This is a genomic window from Collinsella sp. CLA-ER-H2, from assembly GCF_040092405.1.
Classification (GTDB): domain Bacteria; phylum Actinomycetota; class Coriobacteriia; order Coriobacteriales; family Coriobacteriaceae; genus Collinsella.
The window spans coordinates 18,688-41,500 of record NZ_JBBNLO010000009.1 but is presented as its reverse complement, the minus strand read 5'-3'; the positions used below and the strand labels follow the sequence as shown (position 1 = coordinate 41,500).

The following is a 22,813-nucleotide window of genomic DNA, read 5'->3' as shown; positions in this document are numbered from 1 at the left end:
GGAGCACTCAATATGGTCAAGCTCACTATCGATAATTGCGAGGTCGTGGTACCCGAGCACACCACGATCTTGGACGCCGCCAAGTCCGTCGGCATCCAGATTCCCACCCTGTGCTACCTGCGCGATCTGAACGAGATCGGCGGCTGCCGCGTGTGCGTGGTCGAGGTTGAGGGCTGCGACCAGCTGGTTGCCGCCTGCAACAACTACGTGCTCGACGGCATGGTGGTCCACACCAACAGCCCCAAAGCCCGCGAGGCCCGTCGTACCAACGTGCAGCTGTTGCTGTCCCAGCACGATTCGCAGTGCACGAGCTGCGTGCGCAGCGGCAACTGCAACCTACAGACCATCGCCAACGACCTGGGCATTTTCTATCTGCCGTATCAAAGGCATTTGGCGGGCGAGGGCTGGGATTTCGATTTTCCCATCATCCGCGAAAACGACAAGTGCATTAAATGCATGCGCTGCATCAAGGTGTGCGAGAGCGTGCAGGGCCTAGGGATTTGGGACCTGACCAACCGCGCCACACATACCGCCGTGGGTACCCGCGGGCGCGCACCGATCGGCAAGACCGATTGCGTCGCCTGCGGTCAGTGCATCACGCATTGCCCGACGGGCGCGCTGCGCGAGCGCGACGACACCGAGACCGTGTTTGACGCGCTTGCTAATCCCGACAAGATCGTGCTGGTGCAGATCGCGCCTGCCGTGCGCAGCGCCTGGGGCGAGGAGCTCGGCATATCTCGCGAGGAGGCAACCGTCGAGCGTCTGGCCTGCGCACTGCGCCGCGTTGGCTTTGAGTACGTGTTCGACACCGATTTCTCGGCCGACCTCACCATTATGGAGGAGGGTTCCGAGCTGCTCGAGCGCCTAGGCGCCGCCGCTAAGGGCGAAGGCGACAGCCGCGGCTGGCCCATGTTCACGAGCTGCTGCCCGGGCTGGGTGCGCTTTGTGAAGGCGCGCTACCTGGAGTTTGTCGACAGCCTGTCCACGTCCAAGTCGCCGCAGCAGATGTTCGGCGCCATCGCCAAGACGTATTACGCCAAGGTGCTGGGCGTGGAGCCCGAGCGCCTGTTCGTGGTGTCCGTGATGCCGTGCACGGCCAAGAAGGCCGAGTGTGCGCTGCCGAGCATGGTGGGCGAGGGCGGCGCGCCCGACGTGGACGTTGCGCTGACGGTGCGCGAGATGGTGCGCATAATCCGCGCGAGCCACGTGAGCGTGGACACGCTGGTCGAGGAGCCGCTCGATACGCCGCTGGGCTTTGGCACGGGCGCGGGTGTGATCTTTGGTGCCACGGGCGGCGTGATGGAGGCTGCCGTGCGCTCGGCATATTACCTGGTGACGGGCAAGAACCCCGATGCGGACTTCTTTACCGACGTGCGTGGCCTGGATGGCTGGAAGGAAGCCGTCGCCGATATCGATGGCACCAAGGTACGCGTCGCCGTGGCGCACGGGCTGGGCAACGCCGCCCGCCTGCTCGATGCGATTCGCGACGGCCGTGCGAGCTATGACTTCGTCGAGGTCATGGCGTGCCCGGGCGGCTGCGTCGGTGGCGGCGGTCAGCCCATCCACGACGGCTGCGAGCTGACGGCCGAGCGCGGCCAGGTGCTGTGGGGCCTGGACGCCGCTGCGGACATTCGCTTCTCGCACGAGAACCCCGATGTTCAGGCATGCTATCGCGAGTTCTTGGGTGCGCCGCTCTCGCCGCTGGCCGAGGAGCTGCTGCATACCGACCATCATGCGTGGACGATGCCCAACGAGGGGGCGTGCTAGCGATGCGTGCGTTTGATGCTGAGATGACGCGCCGAGGATTTGCCTCGGCGCTCGCCGCGGGCGCCCTGTCGCTTGCGCTCGCGGGCTGTGGCGGCGGGGCTGCCGGTGCCGGGTCTGCCGCGGGCTCGGCTGCCGGGTCTGCCGCTGACGGTGCCGCTGCCGAGCCGGTTGAGGTGCACGTCGCCTCGCTCAAGGGTCCGACGTCGATTGGGCTGGTGCAGTTTATGGACCAGGCGGCCGACGGTGCCACGGACAATGAGTTCGACTTTGCGATCAACACTGCCGCCGACGAGATTGTGCCCAAGGTCATTCAGGGCGATATCGATATCGCCCTGGTGCCCGCCAACGTGGCGAGCGTACTCTACAACAAGACCGAGGGTGCGGTGCAGGTCATCGATATCAACACGCTGGGCGTGCTGAACGTGGTGACGGGTAACGCGGACGTTACTTCGTTTGGCGATCTGGCGGGCCATACCGTCTACATGACGGGCAAGGGCACCACGCCGGAGTACGTCATGAACTACCTGTTGGAGCGCGCGGGCCTGACCGGCCAGGTGGCGCTTGAGTTTAAGAGCGAGCCCACCGAGGTGCTGTCGGCCCTGCTTGCCGATCCGTCTGCCGTGGGCGTGCTGCCCGAGCCGTTCAAGACCGCTGCCATCGCAAAGAGCGAAGGCAAGTTGTCGGCTCCGGTAAGCCTGACCGATGTGTGGGATGAGCTGGCGGGTGACACGGGCTCGCGCCTGCTGACGGGCGTGACCGTGGTGCGCCGTGCCTTTGCCGAGGAGCATCCCGAGGCCGTGGCGGAATTCCTGAGCTGGCATGCTGCGAGCGTTGAGGCCGTGAACGCGGCGCCGGCGGACTGGGCTCAGGCCGTGGTCGATGCGGGTATCGTGGATAACGCCGCGATTGCCGAAAAGGCGATTCCCGGGTGCATGCTCGTGTGCCAGACGGGGAAGGATATGAAGGCGGCGCTCGGTGGGTACCTGCAGGTGCTGGCCGATGCGGACGCGAGCGCCGTGGGCGGCAAGCTCCCGGCCGATGATTTCTACTACATGGAGTAGCCCGTGCGTGCGTTTGCTCGACAAATGGCAGAGCGTATGAAGGCGGTGGCGGCAGCAGGTGCCGTTGCCGCCTTTTGGCTTGCCGTGTGGGTCTTCGCGGCGGCGCTGGTGGCACAGCCGCTGATTTTGCCGGGTCCGGGTGCTGTTGTGGTGGCGTTGCTGCGGCTGGTATGCGATGCCGGCACGTGGGCGATCCTGGTGGGATCAGGCGCGCGAATCTTGGGCGGGCTGGCGCTTGCCGCGGTGTGCGGCGGCGTGCTGGCGGGAGCCTCGGTGCGGTCGCGGACGTTTGCCCGCCTGGTGGCGCCGGCGCTTTCGTTTGTTAAGGCGACGCCGGTTGCCTGTGTGGTGGTCCTGCTGCTCATTTGGCTGGGGTCGGCGCGCGTGAGCATCGCCGCGGTCTTTTTGATGGCACTTCCGGGCGTGTATTTTTCGTTGGTCGAGGGCTTGGCGCAAGTGGATAAGCCGCTGGAGCAGATGTTTCGTCTGCATGGCGTGCGGGGTTGGCGTCTGTTTTGCGCCCACACCTGGCGCGAGGTCCTGCCGTTTGTGCTTTCGTGTTCCCGCGCCGTGATTGGCATGAGCTGGAAGGCCGGCGTGGCGGCGGAGCTGATCGGCATGGCGGTGGGCACCGTGGGTGAGCGCATCTATCAGGCAAAGCTTTTGATTGAGACGGCTGATCTGCTGGCGTGGACCGTGCTGGTCGTTGCCGCCTCGTGGGCGTGTGAGCGCGTGCTGGTGTGGCTGCTGCGGGTTTCGGGACCCGTGGCGTGGCGCGCGGCCGTGCGGGCACATGGGCATGGACTGCGCGGGCGTGCGGGCGGCTCTGCTGGTGGCGGGGCTGCGGCGGAGCTTGCGCTCGCCGTGGGCGACCGGGCACCCTGGGCTCCGGCGCTGGATGGTCTGGTGCTCAACGTGCCCGCGGGCGGGCGTATCTGCGTGATGGGCGCTTCAGGCGTGGGCAAGTCGACGCTGCTTTCGTTGACAGCGGGGGAGTGCGCGCCGTGCTCGATGGTGTTTCAGGACGCGCGCTTGGTCGAGTCCGCCTCGGCGCTGGATAACGTGCTGGTGTGCGCCGATGCGCGCGTGGATGCTTCGAGCGCCGCGGCATTGCTGCGCCTGCTGGTGCCGGGAATCGATGTGCATGCTCGCGTGGCCGAGCTTTCGGGCGGGCAGCGCCGTCGCGTCGAGATCGCTCGAGCCCTGCTGTGCCCGGGCGGCGCGGTGATTCTTGACGAGCCCTTTATCGGTTTAGATACCGCCGCGCGCGATGCGACGACCAAGGTTGTGCTCGACCTGCTAGACGGCCGCACGCTCTTGCTCGCCACACACGACGCCTCCGACGCTCGGGCCCTCGATATCTCGGATATCATCACGCTCTAAATACTAACTCAGCAACAAAATGATTCGTTTTCCTCCGTCTCCATGGGGTCGGGTGTGGTATTCTATCTGCGGGGTAATACTTAGGAATACCAAGTAATACCAACGCCGTAGAAACAAACTCCGGATGCGGGCCAATTGGGTTGCCTTCACAGCCCGTCGCCCAGCCGCGTGGCCCGCATCTATCCGCACCACCGTCGTTTCAAAAAGGAAGCGCCATGGCAGAACACATGACCCCGGTTGTCGCGAAGGTCTTGCCCGAGGAAAAGGCGGCCTTCGCGGCGGCAACCCAACTCGTAGGCACCACGCCGTCCAACGCCATCCGCATGTTCATCGCCGCCTTCAATCGCTGCGGCACCTTTCCGTTCGACATTTCGCCGAGCGGGGCTTTTGGCACTACGTCCGATTCTCATCAATAAGTGATCCGTTTTCCTCCGTCCCCATGGGATCAGCTCTCTGCCGAGTTGTGGTAGAACTAGGGAACGGTTTTGAGGAGGTTGGCATGCTCAATGCGATGATTTGGGCGCTTGCCTGTTTTGGCGTCGTCGCGGCCGGTATTGCCCTGAGCATGGTTCTGTTTTCAGTTCTCGATGCCGTATCGGTGCTGACGGGCTATCCGATCGACAATCTCGATATCCAATGGTTCCAGGCTGCCGCTCAGACGGCGTCGTTTTTGATGGCGCTGCTGTGGTGGCGTTATCTGTGGCCGCGCTCGTTTATGGCGCGCTGGCAGGGCGAGCGCCCGCTTGGCGGGGGAGCGCGTGGGGCGTGGAAACGCATCGCCTGCGTTATCGTGATCGGCCTTGCCCTGCAGGTGGTCGTTGGCTACGTGACCGATGCTGTGCTGTTGCTTTTGCCCGAGGCGGCGGCCGACTACAGCGAGCTTGTCGAGGAAACGGGCATGGGCGACACTAGCTATCTCGACGTTCTGACTACGGTACTCGGCGCCCCATTTTGTGAAGAGCTGCTGGTGCGCGGCATTATTTTCGAGTTTTCGCTCCGAGCGTTTAATCCGCAGTGCCGCCCACTTTGGAAGCGCCGGCGTCGTGCGAGCGCGCAGGACGGCGCCATGGTGCCCTGGGCGGCCCCAAGCACGTGGGGTATCGCAGCGGCGATTGTACTGCAGGCGGCAATCTTCGGTTTTATGCACATGAATTGGGTGCAGGGTTGCTACGCGGGTGCCGCTGGCCTCATCTTTGGTTGGGTGCTCGTGACGACCGGAAAGCTCCGCTACACGATCCTGCTGCACTTTGCCTTTAATGCCGGGTCGTATCTCATGACGTTGCTCTGGTTTGTGAACACGCCGCTCGACGTGATAATTACGGTCGCGATCGCCGGCGTGATCCTGGTGGAGGCAATGTGCTCGCTGCGCCAAGCGTGCCAACAGAGCGCTGCGACCACATCTACCGCATTCCTGCACTAATTGCGGCGTCCGCCTCCGTTGGCGCCCTGGCGTCCCTGGGCCGCGCGGTTGCGCCCGGCGGTGTTCTGCGCGCGGGACATGCCGCCGTGGCCCTTGCTGCCTTTGGGTCCCTTGCCGGCGGCGCCACCGTGGGCCTTGCCGCCCTTCTTGCCGGTCCCATGTCCGCCGCTAACAGGCGTCTCGCCCGGGCGCGGCGGTACGGGACGGATCAGGCAATGCTTGGTGTAGCCGATTAGATCTCGGCGGCCGGCCTTTTCCAGCGCCTCACGCACAAGCTTGTAGTTCTCGGGCTTGCGGTATTGGATGAGCGCGCGCTGCATGGCCTTTTCGTGCGGGTCGCGCGCCACGTAGATCGGCTGCATAGTACGCGGATCCACGCCGGTGTAGTACATGCAGGTCGACATGGTGGACGGGGTGGGGTAGAAGTCCTGCACTTGCTCGGGCATATAGCCCATGTCGCGCACGGCTTCGGCAAGGTCCACGGCTTCCTTCATGGTTGAACCGGGGTGGCTCGAGATCAGGTACGGCACCACGTACTGCTTGAGTCCGTATTCATGGTTCAAGCGCTCAAATTTGCGACAGAACGCATCGTAGACGGCGCGGCTCGGCTTGCCCATCACACTCAGCACCGCGTCGCTCACGTGCTCGGGCGCTACGCGCAGCTGGCCCGAGACATGGTGCTCCAGCAGCTCGCGCAAAAACTCGTCCGAGGCATCGGCCATGGTGTAGTCAAAACGGATGCCGCTGCGGACGAAGACCTTCTTGACGCCCGGCAGCTGGCGCAGGTCGCGCAGCAGCTGCGTGTAGCCGCTCTCGTCGACCACCATGTTCTTGCACACGCTCGGCCACAGGCAGCGCTTGTTCTTGCACACGCCGTGCTTGAGCTGCTTGTCGCAGGCCGGGCGGCTAAAGTTAGCCGTCGGTCCGCCCACGTCGTTGATGTAGCCCTTAAACTCGGGATCGCGCGTGAGCAGCTCGGCTTCGCGCATGATCGAGTCGTGACTGCGCATCTGCAGCACGCGACCCTGGTGGAAGGTGAGCGCGCAAAACGAGCACTCGCCAAAGCACCCGCGGTTGGAGCTAATGGAAAACTTGATCTCGGCAAAGGCCGGCACGCCGCCCGCCGCGTCGTAGTCGGGATGCCAATCGCGCGCGTAGGGGAGTTCGGCCACCTCGTCCATCTCGTCGGTGGTGAGCGTCGCCGACGGCGGGTTCTGCACCACATAGACGCTGTTGGGGTAGGGCTCTACCAGGCGGTGTCCAGTGATGGGGTCCATGTTCTGCTGCTGCACGTTAAAGCTGCGCGCGTAGTTGAGCTTGTCGGCGGCAAGGTCGTCCCAGCTTGGCAGCAGGTCGTAGTCGTAGACCTCGTCGAGCGAACCCGTGCGGTAAACGGTGCCGTTGATATAGGTGATCTGATCGACGGGCAGTCCCGCGTCGAGCGCGTCGGCGATCTCGACGATCGCGTGCTCGCCCATGCCGTAGATGAGGATGTCGGCGCCCGAGTCGAGCAGTACCGAGCGCTTGAGCTTGTCCTGCCAGTAGTCGTAGTGGGCCAGGCGGCGCAGACTCGCCTCGATGCCGCCGATAATGATGGGGGCATCCTTAAACGTCTGGCGGATAAGGTTGCCGTAGACCGTGACGGCGCGATTGGGACGGCGCCCCTCCTCGCCACCGGGGGTATAGGCGTCGGTGTGGCGGCGGTGCTTGGTCACCGAATAGTGGTTGACCATGGAGTCCATGTTACCGGCACTGACGAGAAAGCCTAGGCGCGGCTCGCCGAGCGCGGTAATGCTGGCGGGGTCGGTCCAGTCGGGCTGGCAGATGACGCCCACCTTGTAGCCGTGCGCGTCAAGGACGCGACTGATGATGGCCATGCCAAAACTGGGATGGTCCACATATGCGTCACCGCAGATGTAGACAAAGTCGCACTGGTCCCAGCCGCGTGCATCCATGTCGACGCGACTGACGGGGAGGAATTTATCGCGGCCCGGGCGCCAGGGGCGGGCGGGCGTCGCTTGGGAATGCTTGGTGCGGGCGACCGTGCCCTGCGCCTTGCCGCCGCGCTTTTGCTGCTGGCCCTGTTTGCCCTGCTGACTGCGCTGGTTGTTCTGAGCGTGCTGAGGCTTTTTTGCCACGATCCCTCCCGGTGTCTGTATGCTGCACGTAATTGTAACCAGTCTTTTTGGGACGGAGCTAAAAAGACTGGGGGAGTACATGGGCTGGTGAGTGAGAGCGTCGCCGCGCCCGCCGTTTGTTTCCAGACTGTGTATCCCTGCGTCGAAGGAGCCGTCTCGCACGCACGCCATGTTGTCAATGGGTTACAGTATGAACGGCGGCTATGTTTCCGCCAACGCACGAGAGAGTCGTCAACAAGGAGGATGCACGACGATGCAGCGTGCCAAACAGATATCGGAGTCTATTGAGCTGGGCATCATCTTGGCGCTCGCCGGTGGCTTTATGGACGTGTATTCGTACATTGGGCGCGACCATGTTTTTGCCAACGCGCAGACAGGCAACATCCTGCTCGTGGGCGTGAGCATTTCGGAGGGCAACTGGGCACTTGCGGGGCGCTACTTCTTCCCTGTGGTGTCGTTTGCCGTGGGCATCATGCTTGCCGATCTGGTACACGAGCGGTTTGGCAGCGTGATTCACTGGCGACAGGTGACGGTGTTCTTTGAAGCCGTCATCTTGCTGGGCGTGAGTTTTATCCCGGGCGGCAATTTCAACCTGCTCGCCAACTGCCTCACCTCGTTTGCCTGCGGCATGCAGGTCGAGAGCTTCCGCAAGATCCACGGTCACGGCATCGCTACGACCATGTGCATCGGCAACTTGCGCAACGCGCTGCAAAACGTGGACGATTACATCATCACCCACAGGCGCGGCTTTTTGGAAAACGGCCTGCTGTACTTTGGCGTGATCTTTACCTTTGTGTTTGGCGCCGTGTTGGGCAACTGGTGTATTGAGCGCATGGGCCTGCACGCCATCGTCGTGGCGAGCTTGCTGCTGTTTGTCGCGTTTGCCATCATGTTCATCGACCGCGAGCGCGACTTGCGCTTACGCTGGAAGGTTGCGGCCGAGGCTTGGAAAGAGGGCTGCCGAAAGTAACCGAATGCGGCAAAGGGGCTGTCCCTTTGCCGCAATATTTTTCATCATATGTTGAAACGCTTTAACACTTTTGACGTTCTCACGCGTTTTTTGTTTCAAAAGCGTTAGGATGGGACTTATAGTGCGGGGCGTAACGGGTGCCCCGCGCACGATAGGAGGCTATCAATGGCTAATCGTTTCGTTCTCAACACCATTTCTTACCATGGTTCCGGCGCCATCAAGGAGATCCCCGGCGAGCTCCAGCGTCGCGGCTACAAGAAGATCTTCGTCTGCTCCGACCCCGATCTGGTCAAGTTTGGCGTTACCGCTAAGGTGACCGACGAGCTCGACGCCGCCGGCATCGCTTGGAGCCTCTACTCCGAGATCAAGCCCAACCCCACCATCCAGAACGTCAAGGACGGCGTCGAGGCCTTCAAGGCCGCCGAGGCTGACGCTATCGTGACCATCGGTGGCGGCTCCTCTATGGACACTGCCAAGGCTATTGGCATCATCATCAATAACCCCGAGTTCGCCGATGTCCGCAGCCTCGAGGGCGTTGCTCCCACTAAGAACCACGCCGTGTTCACCATCGCCGTGCCGACGACCGCCGGTACCGCTGCCGAGGTGACCATCAACTACGTCATCACCGACCCCGAGAAGGTCCGCAAGTTCGTGTGCGTCGACACCAACGACGCCCCCGAGGTCGCCGTCGTCGACCCCGACATGATGGCTTCCATGCCCGCCGGCCTGACCGCCTCCACCGGTATGGACGCTCTGACCCACGCCATCGAGGGCTACACCACCAAGGGCGCTTGGGAGCTCTCTGACATGTTCCACTTTGAGGCTATTAAGCTGATCAGCGAGAACCTGCGCGACTCTGTCGCCGAGGCCAAGTCTGGTCAGCCCGGCTCCGGCCGCGAGGGCATGGCTCTTGGCCAGTATGTCGCCGGCATGGGCTTCTCCAATGTCGGCCTGGGCATCGACCACGCCATGGCTCACACCCTGTCCGCTCACTACGACACCCCGCACGGTGTCGCCTGCGCCATGCTGCTGCCGATCGCCATGGAGTTCAACAAGCCGGTTTGCGCCGAGCGCCTGGCCAAGGTCGCCGTCGCCATGGGCGTTGACACCACGGGCATGAGCACCGACGAGGCTGCCGACGCCGCTATCGCCGCCGTCAAGCAGCTTTCCGCCGACGTGAATATCCCGCACGTCTGCGAGGCTATGAAGGCCGACGAGATCGAGGTTCTGGCCAAGGACGCCATGGCCGACGCCTGCTTCCCGGGTAACCCGCGCGAGGCAACGCTCGACGACGTCATCGAGCTCTTCAAGAAGATTTGCCCGGCTGCCTAGCCTCGTTTGGTGTTCTTTCGCCTGTAGGTGTGCGGTCGCTTTTTGACTTGCCGCTGGCCCCGCCGTGCTACGCACGGCGGGGCTTTTTGTGCTGCGTCGATGCCCTGAGGCGGACAAAACCAAGGCGTACTGCCCGCTGCGGATAGGTGGTGCACTTCCCTGCGTGCATTTTTGGGAGTATTCAACAAGCTCTTAAAAATGCATAACGTTGTGAATGGGCGGTAGTGATCCGCAGGCGCCCATCGACAGCCATTGTGGGCGGGCTATCGATGAGTGGAGGGGGTTGTTACTGAGTTTCTGCTTTGCGACGACCTGCAACACTGCTGTAACCGCGTCGTTTTGTCGTTCGTGATGGGGCCGTTGGGGCCCACGGTGCTGAATACTCCGTTTTTTGCACGGTCCAAGGTGGGGCACCCTGAGACGAAGCAAAAAGATGCCTCATTTCTATGCAAATACCAATAGGATTTATGCAAGATTGAGATTGTAAACCGTGCACGTGCACAAAACCGGTGCGGGGACGTCTGGAGGCGGCTCGGCTCCTGGGGCATTGCACGTGCAGAACGGTTAAAATCGGGACTCGGTCTTAGTTTTACTTGGAAGGATGCATATGACTTCTAATATTGATGCTTCTCTAGAGGAGACGCTCTCCTATATCGCAGGACAGCTTAAGACGCTGACTTCTATTGCCTCCCCTACCGGCTATACCCGTGCGGCGACTGATTATCTGATGGAGACCCTGCGCGATATGGGGTTTGGGCCTGAGCGTTCTAATAAGGGTAACGTGCTCGTTGAGCTTGGCGGCGAGGGCGAGCCACTTGTGTTGGCGAGCCATGTCGATACCCTGGGCGCCATGGTGCGTTCCATTAAGGACAATGGTCGCCTGCGCCCCACGACCCTCGGCGGGCATCAGTGGTCTACGGCCGATGGCGAGAACTGCACCGTTTATACGCGCGATGGCAATGTCTACACGGGCGTGGTCCTCAATACTGAGCCTTCGGCGCATGTGGCCGACGAGCCGGTCAAGACCATCGAGAAGAACATGGAAATCCTGCTCGATGAGAATGTCGACAGCAAGGACGATGTGCTTGAGCTGGGCATTCAGACCGGCGACATCATCGCTATGGATCCGCGTACCACGGTGACGGAGAGCGGCTACATCAAGAGCCGCTTCCTGGATGACAAGCTGTCGGCGTCGATTCTGCTGGGTCTGGCCCGCGCTGTTGCTGACGGCGAGGTGTCGCTTTCGCGCAAGGTGTCGCTGCTCTTTACCGTGTACGAGGAGGTCGGCCACGGCGGTGCTTTCGTGCCGGCCGACACGCGCGAGATGATCAGCGTTGACATGGGCTGCGTGGGCGACGACCTGGGCTGCACCGAGCGCATGGTGTCGATTTGCGCCAAGGATTCGGGCGGTCCGTACAACTACGACCTGGTAACCACGCTGTCCAACATCGCGTGCGAGCTGGAGCTCGATTACGCCATCGATGTGTATCCGCACTACGGCTCGGACGTTGAGGCCACGCTCTCGGCCGGCTACGACATCCGTCACGGCCTGATCGGCCCCGGCGTGTACGCGAGCCACAACTACGAGCGCAGCCACATCGACGGCGTGCGCAATACCTACGAGCTGGTCCGCGCCTACGTACAGCGCTAACGATGCAGCGGCCTCGGCTGATACGGCAGTACCGACCGAGGCCGTCCTCTCTAAGTTGCGGTGAAATAGGGACTGTTTGGCGGTTTTAAACGCTTAAACAGTCCCTATTTCACCGCAACTTATGAAGGGGGTGGGACTACTTGATGGCGGCAGTAACGGTGCCGCCGCCGAGGACGACGTCGCCGCGGTAGACGACGACAGCCTGGCCGGGGGCGATGGCTCGTTGCGGCTCGTCAAAAGTTAGCAGCATTTGCCCATCTTCGCCACGCGTAAGGGTCGCTGCCTGGTCTTTCTGACGGTAGCGGTACTTGGCACCCACGCGAATGCCGCCGGCATCCAGCTCGGCCTCCATGCGCTCTGCCGGCGCGCTCCAAATCCAGTCGTTGGCCGCGAGCGCTGTGGCAGCCAGGTCCTCGGCCTCGCCCAGATGCACAATGTTGTTGGCGGTGTCGACGCCCGTTACGTACACGGGATGCGCCATCGCGACGCCCAAGCCCTTGCGCTGGCCGATGGTATAGCGCAGCGCGCCGTTATGGCGTCCGACCACGCTGCCGTCGCGCCATACAATATCGCCCGGCTCGGCGGCATGTCCGCAGCGGCGCTCGATATAGCCCGCATAATCGCCATCCGCGATAAAGCAGATATCCTCGCTCTCGGCCTTCTTGGCGTTGATGAAGCCCTGCTCGGCGGCAATGCGGCGAACGTCGCGCTCCTTGTCCAGCCCGGCCAGCGGAAAGATTGTGCGTGCCAGGCGCTCTTGCGTAAGCGAATACAAAAAGTAGCTTTGGTCCTTTTTGGGATCTTCGCCGCGATGTAGCTGCCAGGTGCCGTCGGATGCCTGGCTTGTTTTGGCGTAATGGCCCGTGGCGATGTAGTCGCAGCCCATATCCAGCGCCGCGTCGAGCAGCGCGCCAAACTTAATATGGCGGTTGCAGATGATGCACGGGTTGGGCGTCAACCCCTCCTGGTAGGCGATCACGAAGCGCTCGATAACATTGCGGTCGAAGGTCTGCTGCAGGTCGAGCACATGGTGGGGTATCCCCAGGCGCTCGGCGACGGCCTTTGCATCGGCGATGTCGCGGTCGACTTTGCTCATGCCTGTGACGGGATCGGGCGCGGGACAGGTGAGGCGCATGGTGGCACCGACACATTCGTAGCCCTGGCTTTTGAGTAGGTACGCAGTCACGCTGGAATCGACGCCGCCGCTCATGGCGACGAGCACGCGCTTGTTGTGCATGGGGAGGTTCTCCTTGGTGGCATGTGGCCAAAAAAGAAAAGCGGCGCGGGAGGCTGGTTCCGCGCCGCAGACATTGTAGCAAGTTCGGACGACTCGTGGGACACCCTGATGGGATGGGCTCAGGCTACCGGGAGAGAGGAGGCCGGCTCGTCCCTGGGCTCAACCTATGGACGAGGCCCTAGTCCTGGAAGAGTGCCGTGGACAGGTAGCGCTCACCGGTGTCGGCGAGCAGCGCCACGATGGTCTTGCCCTCGTTCTCGGGGCGCTTGGCCAGCTGCAGCGCGGCCCACACGGCGGCGCCGGACGAAATGCCCACGAGCACGCCCTCCTTGTGGCCCACGGCGCGGCCGGTGGCAAAGGCGTCGTCGTTCTCAACGGGGATAATCTCGTCGTAGATCTGGGTGTCGAGGACGTCGGGCACAAAGCCGGCGCCGATACCCTGGATCTTGTGCGGGCCGGCCTGGCCCTTGGAGAGCACCGGGGAAGTGGCGGGCTCGACGGCGACGACCTTGATTTCGGGGTTCTGCTCCTTAAGGAACTCACCCACGCCGGTCACGGTGCCGCCGGTTCCAACGCCGGCGACGAAGATGTCGACCTCGCCGTCGGTGTCATCCCAGATCTCGGGGCCGGTCGTGGCCTTGTGGATGGCGGGGTTGGCGGGGTTCACAAACTGGCCGGCGATGATGCTGTTTGGCGTCTCCTTCTGCAGCTCCTCGGCCTTGGCGATGGCGCCCTTCATGCCCTTGGAACCGTCGGTGAGCACGAGCTGTGCGCCATATGCCTGCATAAGCTTGCGGCGTTCGACGGACATAGTCTCGGGCATGGTGATGATCACCTTGTAGCCGCGGGCAGCCGCCACCGAGGCGATGCCGACGCCGGTGTTGCCACTCGTGGGCTCGATGATGGTGTAGTCGCCGCCGCGCACGAGCTTGCCGGCCTTCTCGGCCTCGTCGATCATGTTCTTGGCGACGCGGTCTTTGACGGAGCCGGCGGGGTTGAAGTATTCCAGCTTGACGAGCACGCGGGCCTTGAGGTCCTCATCGGCCTCAAAGTGAGTGAGCTCCAGAAGCGGAGTGTGGCCGATAAGCTGATCGATGGACGTGTAAACATTGCTCATGGTGAACCTCCAAAGTGTTCAAATGACTGGATACCGTGTGGTTTTACGGTGTGTGTAGCAGCGAAACCCACAAACCTTATGGGTTGTTCGTTTTGCTGTTGGCAAGCATAGTAGACAGTAAAGCCTAGTAACGCAATAGGAAATAGAAGATTATTACGAGTCGATTAACCATCTTGACCGGAACGGGTATTTTCAAAACCAATATTTCGGCTAGAATTTCTACGGACTAAATGACCGAAAGGCAGCACTATACATGTTGGTTTCTACTAAGGGCAGATATGCCCTGCGCGTTATGGTCGATCTGGCCGAGCACCAGGCAGCCGGTCGCATCCCGCTCAAAGAGATCGCGGCGCGACAGGGGATTTCCGAGAAATATCTCGAGAACATTTTGGCTACGCTCGTGCGCGCCAACATGCTCTCGGGCATGCGCGGCAAGGGCGGCGGCTATGTGCTCACGCGCCCGCCCGAGCAATACACGGTGGGCGAGATCTTGCGCCTGACCGAGGGCAGTCTGGCGCCGGTCGCCTGCCTGGATGGCGACTGCAAGGGCTGCTCGCGATCTGATGAGTGTCCCACGCTCGACGTGTGGAAGAACCTGGACAAGCTCATCAACGACTACCTCGACGGTGTGACGCTCGATCAACTTGTCGCTCCCAACCATGGCTACGACTACGTCATCTAACCCACACCTGCATTTGGGGACGGGGTGGAAATGGTAGATTTTCTCGCCCTTTGAGACTTGGCAAATAAGAAGGCCGCCCATTTTTGCGATGGGCGGCCTTCGTTTTGGGCTGTTGAGACGGACACGGCCGGAATGGCCGTTTTAGTCCTCGGCGATGCTGTCGAGGATGCTGCGCGTGATGGACACCAGGATGCTGCCCATAAAGGCCGATCCAAAGCTGGCGATGGAGATGCCCGCGCCCAGCAGATTGACCGACAGGTAGCTGGCCAGCTCGAGCATAAAGCTGTTGACTACGAGCTGAAAAATACCAAGCGTAATAATAGTGAGCGGCAGTGAGATGACCGTCAGGAACGGCTTGACGAGCGAATCGACGATGTTGAGGAACAGTCCCACAAAGGCGAAACAGACCCAGGCCTCGGCAAAACCGAAGGGTTGGATACCGGGGACGAGGAACGTGGCGATCGCGATGGCGATCGAGGTGAAGAGCCAGTTAAGCATAAAGCGCATGGCGTGAATCCTTTCTTGCGCCGGGGTTGCTGGCGTCGCGTGAAGCGGCTTGCGGCGGCGACCTGGATGGTTGCGCGGGCGCGCCGCGGTGTTTGGGCGCCCATTGTCTCAAATATTCGTGGAGCTTACGTGCGCATATGGTTTCTAAACGGCGTTCGTCCTGAAAAACGCGCCGCTGGCAGAGAGTCTTGTCGCTTTAGTTTGGTGGTGTGCTACACTGCTACGGGCAAAAGCCACAGGCGTTGCCCTATTGCATAGAACGGGCGAACGATGCCCGATGTCAGTATCAACTTCGATGCCTTTTGGCGGGTTTGGCGGTGATCGATGAATATCGAGAACATGTTTGACAAGCCTGATGTCAAGCAGCTGGTCCACGCATTTAGCCTTTTGGACGACGAGAAGGATATCCAGGCGTTTTTGACCGATATCTGCACGCCGCGCGAGATTTGCGACCTTTCTCAGCGTTTGCAGGTTGCGCGCTATTTGGACGAGGGCGAGCCTTATGTTGAGGTTCAGGCCCGTACCGGCGCTTCGTCCACCACGGTGAGCCGCGTTTCAAAGGCGCTGAACGGCGAGTACGGTGGCTACCGCAAGATCCTCATTAAGTTGGAGGATGGCGAGTAGGCCGGCGACAACATTGAATTACGAAGAACCGTCCCTCCGGGGGCGGTTTTTATATGCCTGCAATCGGCTGGTGCGTTGGGTTCAGGTTGCTTTGTACCAAAAGATGGAACTGCGGTGGCAATGTGTCCGCTTGGGCGGGTAGGATGGATGCATTGATTATTGCGAACGGTTTGAGCGGAGGACCATGCCTGTTCGAATCTATACCACCAATGCCGGCACGGATTTGAGCGATGCCGAGTCGGCGCTGCTTGCCGACCTTATTGCCCGTCACGGGCGTGCCGTGTTGCTGGCACCAACGTTTGCCGAGCTCGATCTGTGCCGTCATGATGCGGCGGAAGCCGGCATTTCGCTGGGTATCGACTACAAGACACCCGCATCGTGGCTTCGCTCGCTTTGGGAGCTTTTGGGCGACGGGCGTGGTTTCGTCGACAACCTGCAACGTCAGATGCTGTTTTCGGATATGATTGCCCGCCGCGACGATGCCGGCCTGCAGCCGCTTTCGCGTAGCCAGGGCACGGTGCGCATGCTCGCGCGCATGGCTCGCGATGTGCTTCCGGGTGTGGCGGGGACTGGTGCCGAGCGTTGCTGCGACAACGTTTGCAAGCCCAAGCCCAAAAGCGATGCCGAGGCTCGTGTGTTTGAGCTTTTGCGTGCCTACGCGGGCGGTTTGGACCGTCGAGATATGGTCGAGTCCTGCGAGGCAGCTGACATTATGGCCGGCGCTTTGACCGACAGCCTGCCGGCGTGCACCCGCGCCGTTTGCGTGCGCGGCGTCACGTCATTTACGTATAGCCTGCTCGAGCTGCTGTCCGCCGTGGCAAACAACGGGGGAGAGGTTGTCGTGCTGCTCGCCCGCGAGCAAGCGGCGATGCGTGAGGAGCTGGCCACGGCCCTTGATGCCCGCGGTGTGCTGTTTGAGGTTGCACCGCTGGACGAGGATGCTGGCGCTCCCGCGACTGCTCCAAAGTCCGTCGCACGTCCTGCCTTTGTGGAAGTCGCCGGCCCCCATGCCCGTGCTCATGTCTATGCGGACGCCATCGATAAGTTGGTGAAAGCGCACAAGGAGTCCAAGGCCGATAAAGCTACTGCAACGCCCGCCGACCCCGTGCGCGTGCTCGTCGTTTCTGCCCGGGCACCCCAGCTGTTCGGCGAGCTCGCCGCCCGTTTGGCGGCGCGTCACATTGCGGCCGAGACGACTGAGTTCACGGCGTTTTCCCAGTCCATCGCGGGCAGGCAGTTTACGGCGCTCGCCAACCTGATCGAGCGTATGAAAGCCGCCGACGAGGGCACCGCTTCCAAGACTGAGTGGTGGCCCGCGCCGGAGCTTACCGACTGGATCTACAGTCCGCTTTCGGGCGCTGATGCCGTCAATGCCCGTACCTTCGATAAGAATATGCGTCTCTCGCGCAGCAAGACTACCGCGGGCGTCAAGAGCCTGCTGCAGAGCGTTCAGGGCCAGGTGAGGGGCGCGCGCAAGGCGACGAGCGACGATAACTGGTTTAAGAACGTACCGTGTGTGGTCTCGGACGTGTTCCAGGCGCTGTGGCGTGACAAGCCCGTGACGGCGCTTAAGGCCATGCTTGCCGTTGCCGAGGCGTTGCCCGATCGCGCTCTAGGCGGCCTTGACGGCCAGGCCCGTCGCCAGGCAGAGACGGCTTTGCTGCGCCATGCCATCGACATCCTTATGAACGATGCTCGCGCGCTCGACGTGTCGCAGGCCGCGACCGTGCCGGTTCTCGACGGCGTTCGAACCAAGGTGGACAAGCGCAGTACCGCCTACGATTACGAGACCTATGAGGTCGATCGCACACCACGAGCACAAGTGCGCTTCGCGTCGCTTGCCGATGCGTCGGTTTTGCGTCCTGGCGGCTACGATGCCGTGCTGTTTGCCGATGTCGACCTGGACAGCTATCCGCTTTCGCACGAAGAGGGCCCGCTTGCCACATTGACGGCCGAGCTGCGCCGCGACGGCGTGTCTTTGGAGCCCGCCGCCCTGCTGCGCGTGCGCTTTGGCCGTGCAATGCAGGCGACGAGCGGTCCGGTCGCGCTTGCCCGCGTGACACACGATCGCCAGGCGCGCGAGTGCTACCCGGCAGCCGTATGGACCGAGCTGCGGGCACATGCCGAGGCCGCTGGCGCTGCCAGGCCCACGCGCGTGGGCGAGGGCGATATCATCGCCGACTTTGATCCCGCTGCAGGCGAAGGTTTTAGGCGCGAGCGCGTGACCTGCGAAGCTCCTCAGCATCTGAGCGATGAAGCCGTTCCGTATCTGGTCCTGCGCCGTCGCGATGGCGAGGGCGAGGACGCGCCGCTCGTGCCGCGTCTGACGTCCGCCTCGCAGATCGAGGCCTATTCTACCTGCCCACTGTGCTGGTTCGTGTCGTATCGCGTCAAGCCCCAGTCTATCGACGCGGGCTTTGGCAACATGGAGAAGGGCAACTTTGTCCACGACGTGCTGGAGCATCTGCATGCCCGTCTGCCCCAAGAGGGCATGGAGCGCGTGACGCCCGAGAACCTGCCGCGCGCACAGGAGCTGCTGCGCGAGGTCTTTGACGAGACCTTGGCCGAGCACGCCGGCAAGCGCGGTGCCGAGGGTCCGCTCGTGCCGCTCTCTCCGGTAGAGGAACGTCAGGTGGCCGAGATTCTGCCGCAGCTGGAAGGCGTGCTCGCCTACGAGTCCGAGGCACTTGCCCCCTTTGCGCCACGCTACCTGGAGTTCGCCTTCAACGAGCTCAAGGTCGAGTATGCCGGTTGGCCGCTTGGCGGGCGCATCGACCGCGTGGACGTGGACGCCGAGAATCGTGCCGTGGTGATCGACTACAAGCATCGCACGGGCGTTGAGGAGTTTAAGCTCGCCGACCCTACGGTGCGCGACGAGGAATCGGGCACGGCGCCCATCGACGATCCGCGCTGGTTGCCACCACATACCCAAACGCTCATCTACGCCCAGGCCATGCGCCGGGCGCTGGATTTGGACACCCGCGCGGCGCTCTACTTTTCGACCAAGGGCGGCAAGCCGGCGTTGCGCGGTGCCGCGAGCGCCGAGCTGCTCGAGGAAGAGCGCGGCGACGGTCGCATCCCGGGCCTTAAGAAAGGTTTCCCCGGCGAGGGTGGCAGCATGGACTTCGACGCCCTGCTCGATCGCGTTGAGGCCGGCATCGCCGAGCGCCTGCGCGAGCTCGAGACGGGCAACGTTGCCGCCGTCGACCCGACGTCGGCTCAGGCCGCGCATGCGCGCTGCTCGTATAACCACGAAGGAACGTTTGTAAGGAGGGACGTGTAGACCATGGATCTTTCGACTTTGATGCCGCAACAGCTGCAGATTGTCAAAACGCTCGACCGTCCGCTGTTTGTCTCGGCGGGCGCCGGTTCGGGCAAGACCTTTACCCTCACGCGCCGCATCGTCTACGCGCTCTCGCCCGAATCCGGTCCGTTCGTCGAGCATCTGGACCAGGTACTCGCCATTACCTTTACCAAAGACGCCGCGGCCGAGATCCGTGACCGCGTGCGCCGTGCGCTTATCGACGAGGGCATGGACGAGGAAGCACTGACCGTCGACGACGCGTGGATCTCGACCATTCACGGCATGTGCTCGCGTATCCTGCGCGCGCATGCGCTGGAGCTGGGCATCGACCCCGAGTTCACGGTGCTCACCGATACCGACGAGCTTATGGACCAGGCTGTTGAGCACGTGCTGGCCCGCGCGACGGCACCCGATGCCGCCCCCGAGCTCGCGGCATCGCTCAAGGCCCTCTATGCCTGGTATCCCATGGCGGGCGAGGGCGGTTCCTTTGGCACCGGCACGACCATCAAGGGCCTGGTGCGCGACCTGCTGGAGCTGTCGAGCCAGTTGTCGGGCGGTATGGACGACGTGCGCGTGGCGCGCGGCCAGGCCGATACCTCGGCACTCGCCGATGCCTATCGCGCGGCGCTGGGCGCAAGCAAGTCCTCGACCGAGAAGGCGCAGGCGGCGCTCGATGCCATCGACGCGTTCGAGGCGAGCGACAAGACCATGGTCGATGCGGCGCGACTCATGATGTCGTGCACCATGCCGCGCGCGAGCAAGGCGTTCCCCAAGGAGCAGGTCGAGCTGCTCAAGGCCGAGGCCGCCGATGCGTTTATCAATATCGTGCTTGCCTGTGGTGGCCCGGCGCTCGATGCGTTGGTGGGCCTGGCCCGTTCCGTGGAGGCCGAGTATCGCGCGCTGAAGGCTGCCCAGTCCGCCCTCGATAATAACGACCTGCTGCGTATGGCTTACGAGGCCCTGCGCGATTACCCTGCCATCCGTGCTGCGTACGAGGGCCGCTTTAAGATGGTCATGATCGATGAGTTTCAGGATACCGACCAGATGCAGGTCGATCTGATCCGTTACCTGACGGGTGCGGGGGAGCGCGCGCTGTGCACCGTGGGCGATGCGCAGCAGTCCATCTATCGCTTCCGTGGCGCCGAGGTCGAGGTGTTCCGTCGTCAGGAGCGCAAGGTGGGCTCGTCTGCCGCGCCCGAGGCGACTGCCGTGGTCGACGCCCCTGCCGGCGAACTCGTCAAACTCGTGCGCAACTTCCGCAGCCACGACGAGGTACTGCGTTACGTGGCACGCGTCTTCGACGGCGATGACGGCGGCCTGATGCAGGGCTTTTTGGATCTTGAGGCGAGCGACGGCCGCAAGGACACGCTGGTGGCAGACGCCTCGCGTCGCCAGGCCCTCTTTGTTGCCGGCGGCAGTACGCAGGAACGCACACAGGCCAAGGCCCGTGCGATCGCCGAGCGATTCCGCGCGCTTGCCGATGCCGGCCAGCCCCAGGGCGGCATGGTGCTGCTGCTGGGCCGCATGACCAACGCCGACGTCTACGCCCAGGCCTTCCGCGACCAGGGGCTCGACTGCGCCATCGCGGGTGGTTCGGTCTTTGCCCAGGCAGCCGAGGTGCAGACGGTGCGCGCCCTGGTATGTGCGCTCGCCAATCCGGCCGATACGGCGCAGGGCCTTATGCCGCTGCTCGCCTCGCCGATGTTTGCGCTCGGCGCTCAGGAGTTCCTGGCGCTGGCGACCAAGCTCGATAGCGAGACGGGGGAGACGTCGCGCCGCAACATCGATGCGGGCATCATGAGTGATTTCGACGTGCCGGGTTTGCAAGACTTGCCGCTGGTGACGCGCGCCCGCGAGGTGCTGCGGTATGCGCTTCGTCGCGTGGGCCGCGATTCGTTCGCCGCCATCGCGCGCGACGTGGTCAACGCCTCCGGCTGGTTTGTGCGTCTGGCACAGCGCGGTCCCGAAGGCAAGGCCATTGCCGCCAACGTGCTCAAGGCGCTCGACGCCGTGGCCGAGGCGGAGGCCGAGTTCGGTAACTCGCCGCGTTCCATCGCGCTGGCCTTCGACCGCTTCTTGGCGGGCAAGGAAGCCCCGGGTGCCCTCAACGAGGAGGGCGACGGCGCGGTGCGCATCATGACGGTTCACGCCTCTAAGGGTCTGGAATATCCGGTCGTGGCGGTCGCCGAGTGCTTTGGCGTGCGTAAGCCCTCGGGTGCGGCACAGATGGGTCGCGTCGAGGGAGGAGCGCAGGTCGTGGCGCTGCCGGCACGCTTCGACGGCGTTAAGCTCACCGACGGAACCTTTGTGAAGGGCGACGACGTCAAAAAGCAGTTTGAGCACGCGTTTAAGGGCAAGGGCACGTCGCTGTGGCTACCGCCGGAGCTCATGGAGGATGTCTGCGCGACGGGTTCTCCCGCCGAGGCATTCGTTCGCCTGCGCAACGACGACCTGCAGCTTTCGCTCGAGGAGCGGGCTCGTCTGCTCTATGTCGCCATGACGCGTGCGCGCGAGCTGGTGATCTTGGCGATGGATGCCGGCGTGAGCCGCGGCAAGGTGGCGGCGCCGACCTTCGATGTCGAGACGGATCTGACCTACGATGTCCTGCGCCGCATTCTGCCGACGGACGCTCTGGACATGCCGCAGCTCGATAGCGACCGTTTGGTGTTCGACAACTCCAAGCCGGGCGACTACGAGCTCATCTCGCTCGCGGGCTTTACCTTTGGCGAGCAGGCGTTTGAGGCCAACGCTTCGCTGGATGTCGAGGGCAGGCTTGTCCGCGGCGATGCCGATGCAGATGCTGCCGACGATTCGGCCAGTACAATCGTCCCTGGTCCTGCCGACCCCAAGCCCGATTCGTTTGAGCTTGTGTATCCCCAGGCAGTGGGCGTGCGCATGGGCATCTGTCCATTTCCGGTGCGTGACTCGTATAGCTACTCGTCAATCGCCGCGGCGCTCCATGCCGAGACAGAAGACCGTGCCGCCGAGGCGCGTGTACCCATGGACGAGGCTGGCGATGATGCGGAGTCGGATGGTTCCGAGATGACGGATGCGGACGTGGCCGCTGTCGAGCCCGCCGGCAACCCCATGGCGCTGGGCTCGGCGTTCCATGCCGCCTGCCAGTGGCTGATCGAGATGGGTTCCGATGCGCTGCCCGCTGAGCGTGCCGATGCTCTGGCGCGCCTGTGGCGCCTGACGCCGGAGCAGCGCGAACGCTTCGACGTTGCCCTGAACCGCTGGCTCAAGTCGGCTGTTCGTGCCGATCTGCTCGCGTGGCCGTGCGTTCGCGCCGAGGTGCCGTTCTTTTCGCTGGGCTGCGAGGACGAGGACATCGCTCGCTACGGTGCCTATGCCGAGGGCGCCATCGATGCACTGGCCACCGACCCGGCCGATCCGTCGCGCGCCCTGGTCATTGATTACAAGACGGGCGGCACGCCGGACGAGACGCCGGACCAGCTGCTCGAGAAGCACGCCCTGCAGGCGCGCGTTTACGCCGACGTGTTGCACAAGGCGGGCTTTGAGGCCGTGACCGTCAAGTTCGTCCGCGTGGAGCAGCCGGATCCGACCCTCTTCGTCGAACCCGCCGAACCTCAAGTGGTCACCTACAACTTCTAGCCCTC

At 62.9% G+C, this 22,813-nt stretch carries 16 protein-coding genes; 12 read left to right on the top strand and 4 right to left on the bottom strand.

What is annotated here, in order from left to right; all coding sequences use genetic code 11:
* The first annotated feature begins 12 nt into the window (after positions 1 to 12).
* From AAAX59_RS04010 to AAAX59_RS03990, 5 genes are all read left to right on the top strand, one after another.
* Positions 13 to 1,767, top strand: coding sequence for a [FeFe] hydrogenase, group A (locus AAAX59_RS04010; protein WP_349070760.1), 1,755 nt, complete (start codon positions 13 to 15; stop codon positions 1,765 to 1,767).
* 2 nt (positions 1,768 to 1,769) lie between these two features.
* A complete protein-coding gene (locus AAAX59_RS04005; RefSeq protein ID WP_349070718.1) occupies positions 1,770 to 2,828 on the top strand; it encodes an ABC transporter substrate-binding protein in 1,059 nt (352 codons plus the stop codon).
* A 3-nt stretch (positions 2,829 to 2,831) separates the two neighbouring features.
* Entirely contained in the window at positions 2,832 to 4,211 is a 1,380-nt protein-coding gene (locus tag AAAX59_RS04000) for an ATP-binding cassette domain-containing protein (RefSeq protein WP_349070717.1), read from the top strand.
* 215 nt (positions 4,212 to 4,426) lie between these two features.
* Positions 4,427 to 4,627, top strand: a complete 201-nt coding sequence (locus tag AAAX59_RS03995) for a hypothetical protein (protein WP_349070716.1) — start codon at positions 4,427 to 4,429, stop codon at positions 4,625 to 4,627.
* A gap of 83 nt (positions 4,628 to 4,710) precedes the next feature.
* Positions 4,711 to 5,631 carry a CPBP family glutamic-type intramembrane protease gene (locus tag AAAX59_RS03990; protein ID WP_349070715.1) on the top strand — a complete coding sequence of 307 codons (921 nt, stop codon included), beginning with the start codon at positions 4,711 to 4,713 and terminating at the stop codon, positions 5,629 to 5,631.
* Here the strand turns inward: AAAX59_RS03990 and AAAX59_RS03985 are convergent.
* Complete coding sequence (locus AAAX59_RS03985; RefSeq protein ID WP_349070713.1) at positions 5,628 to 7,769, bottom strand: YgiQ family radical SAM protein; 2,142 nt, start codon at positions 7,767 to 7,769, stop codon at positions 5,628 to 5,630. The two genes, AAAX59_RS03990 and AAAX59_RS03985, sit on opposite strands and share 4 nt — an antisense overlap.
* Before the next feature lie 253 nt (positions 7,770 to 8,022).
* Here AAAX59_RS03985 and AAAX59_RS03980 point away from each other — a divergent pair, with 253 nt between their 5' ends.
* The 3 genes from AAAX59_RS03980 (at position 8,023) to AAAX59_RS03970 (ending at position 11,722) form a co-directional block, all read left to right on the top strand.
* Complete coding sequence (locus AAAX59_RS03980; protein ID WP_055310199.1) at positions 8,023 to 8,739, top strand: YoaK family protein; 717 nt, start codon at positions 8,023 to 8,025, stop codon at positions 8,737 to 8,739.
* Between the two features lie 165 nt (positions 8,740 to 8,904).
* A complete protein-coding gene (gene fucO, locus AAAX59_RS03975) occupies positions 8,905 to 10,071 on the top strand; it encodes a lactaldehyde reductase (RefSeq protein WP_022094861.1) in 1,167 nt (388 codons plus the stop codon).
* A gap of 607 nt (positions 10,072 to 10,678) precedes the next feature.
* Positions 10,679 to 11,722 carry a M42 family metallopeptidase gene (locus AAAX59_RS03970; RefSeq protein WP_349070712.1) on the top strand — a complete coding sequence of 348 codons (1,044 nt, stop codon included), beginning with the start codon at positions 10,679 to 10,681 and terminating at the stop codon, positions 11,720 to 11,722.
* A gap of 136 nt (positions 11,723 to 11,858) precedes the next feature.
* Here AAAX59_RS03970 and mnmA read toward each other — a convergent pair whose 3' ends face one another.
* Both mnmA and cysK read right to left on the bottom strand, forming a co-directional pair.
* Positions 11,859 to 13,082: a tRNA 2-thiouridine(34) synthase MnmA gene (gene mnmA / locus AAAX59_RS03965; protein WP_349070759.1), complete on the bottom strand. Its 1,224-nt coding sequence runs from the start codon at positions 13,080 to 13,082 to the stop codon at positions 11,859 to 11,861.
* A 55-nt stretch (positions 13,083 to 13,137) separates the two neighbouring features.
* Complete coding sequence (gene cysK, locus AAAX59_RS03960; protein WP_349070711.1) at positions 13,138 to 14,076, bottom strand: cysteine synthase A; 939 nt, start codon at positions 14,074 to 14,076, stop codon at positions 13,138 to 13,140.
* 253 nt (positions 14,077 to 14,329) lie between these two features.
* Between cysK and AAAX59_RS03955 the strand changes: the two genes are divergently transcribed.
* The gene (locus tag AAAX59_RS03955) at positions 14,330 to 14,758 is read left to right on the top strand and encodes an Rrf2 family transcriptional regulator (protein ID WP_022094857.1); all 429 of its coding nucleotides are present in this window, start codon (positions 14,330 to 14,332) and stop codon (positions 14,756 to 14,758) included.
* A 141-nt stretch (positions 14,759 to 14,899) separates the two neighbouring features.
* Here the strand turns inward: AAAX59_RS03955 and AAAX59_RS03950 are convergent, their stop codons facing one another.
* Positions 14,900 to 15,265 carry a phage holin family protein gene (locus AAAX59_RS03950; protein ID WP_349070710.1) on the bottom strand — a complete coding sequence of 122 codons (366 nt, stop codon included), beginning with the start codon at positions 15,263 to 15,265 and terminating at the stop codon, positions 14,900 to 14,902.
* Positions 15,266 to 15,589: 324 nt separating this feature from the next.
* On the opposite strand from AAAX59_RS03950, the gene AAAX59_RS03945 reads away from it, so the two are divergent.
* From AAAX59_RS03945 to AAAX59_RS03935, 3 genes are all read left to right on the top strand, one after another.
* Entirely contained in the window at positions 15,590 to 15,889 is a 300-nt protein-coding gene (locus tag AAAX59_RS03945) for a YerC/YecD family TrpR-related protein (RefSeq protein WP_022094855.1), read from the top strand.
* A gap of 184 nt (positions 15,890 to 16,073) precedes the next feature.
* Positions 16,074 to 19,172 (top strand): PD-(D/E)XK nuclease family protein, encoded by a 3,099-nt coding sequence (locus AAAX59_RS03940; RefSeq protein WP_349070709.1) that lies wholly within the window; start codon positions 16,074 to 16,076, stop codon positions 19,170 to 19,172.
* 3 nt (positions 19,173 to 19,175) lie between these two features.
* Positions 19,176 to 22,808: a UvrD-helicase domain-containing protein gene (locus AAAX59_RS03935; protein ID WP_349070708.1), complete on the top strand. Its 3,633-nt coding sequence runs from the start codon at positions 19,176 to 19,178 to the stop codon at positions 22,806 to 22,808.
* The last annotated feature ends 5 nt before the right edge of the window (positions 22,809 to 22,813 follow it).

Bases quoted from the DNA above. Each gene is read 5' to 3' on its own strand.
- AAAX59_RS03950 (WP_349070710.1), bottom strand. From the start codon at position 15,265: ATGCGCTTTATGCTTAACTGGCTCTTCACCTCGATCGCCATCGCGATC.
- AAAX59_RS03940 (WP_349070709.1), top strand. From the start codon at position 16,074: ATGCCTGTTCGAATCTATACCACCAATGCCGGCACGGATTTGAGCGAT.
- AAAX59_RS03995 (WP_349070716.1), top strand. From the start codon at position 4,427: ATGGCAGAACACATGACCCCGGTTGTCGCGAAGGTCTTGCCCGAGGAA.
- AAAX59_RS04005 (WP_349070718.1), top strand. From the start codon at position 1,770: ATGCGTGCGTTTGATGCTGAGATGACGCGCCGAGGATTTGCCTCGGCG.
- AAAX59_RS03970 (WP_349070712.1), top strand. From the start codon at position 10,679: ATGACTTCTAATATTGATGCTTCTCTAGAGGAGACGCTCTCCTATATC.
- AAAX59_RS03955 (WP_022094857.1), top strand. From the start codon at position 14,330: ATGTTGGTTTCTACTAAGGGCAGATATGCCCTGCGCGTTATGGTCGAT.
- fucO (WP_022094861.1), top strand. From the start codon at position 8,905: ATGGCTAATCGTTTCGTTCTCAACACCATTTCTTACCATGGTTCCGGC.
- AAAX59_RS03980 (WP_055310199.1), top strand. From the start codon at position 8,023: ATGCAGCGTGCCAAACAGATATCGGAGTCTATTGAGCTGGGCATCATC.
- cysK (WP_349070711.1), bottom strand. From the start codon at position 14,076: ATGAGCAATGTTTACACGTCCATCGATCAGCTTATCGGCCACACTCCG.
- AAAX59_RS03935 (WP_349070708.1), top strand. From the start codon at position 19,176: ATGGATCTTTCGACTTTGATGCCGCAACAGCTGCAGATTGTCAAAACG.
- AAAX59_RS03990 (WP_349070715.1), top strand. From the start codon at position 4,711: ATGCTCAATGCGATGATTTGGGCGCTTGCCTGTTTTGGCGTCGTCGCG.
- AAAX59_RS03945 (WP_022094855.1), top strand. From the start codon at position 15,590: ATGAATATCGAGAACATGTTTGACAAGCCTGATGTCAAGCAGCTGGTC.
- AAAX59_RS04010 (WP_349070760.1), top strand. From the start codon at position 13: ATGGTCAAGCTCACTATCGATAATTGCGAGGTCGTGGTACCCGAGCAC.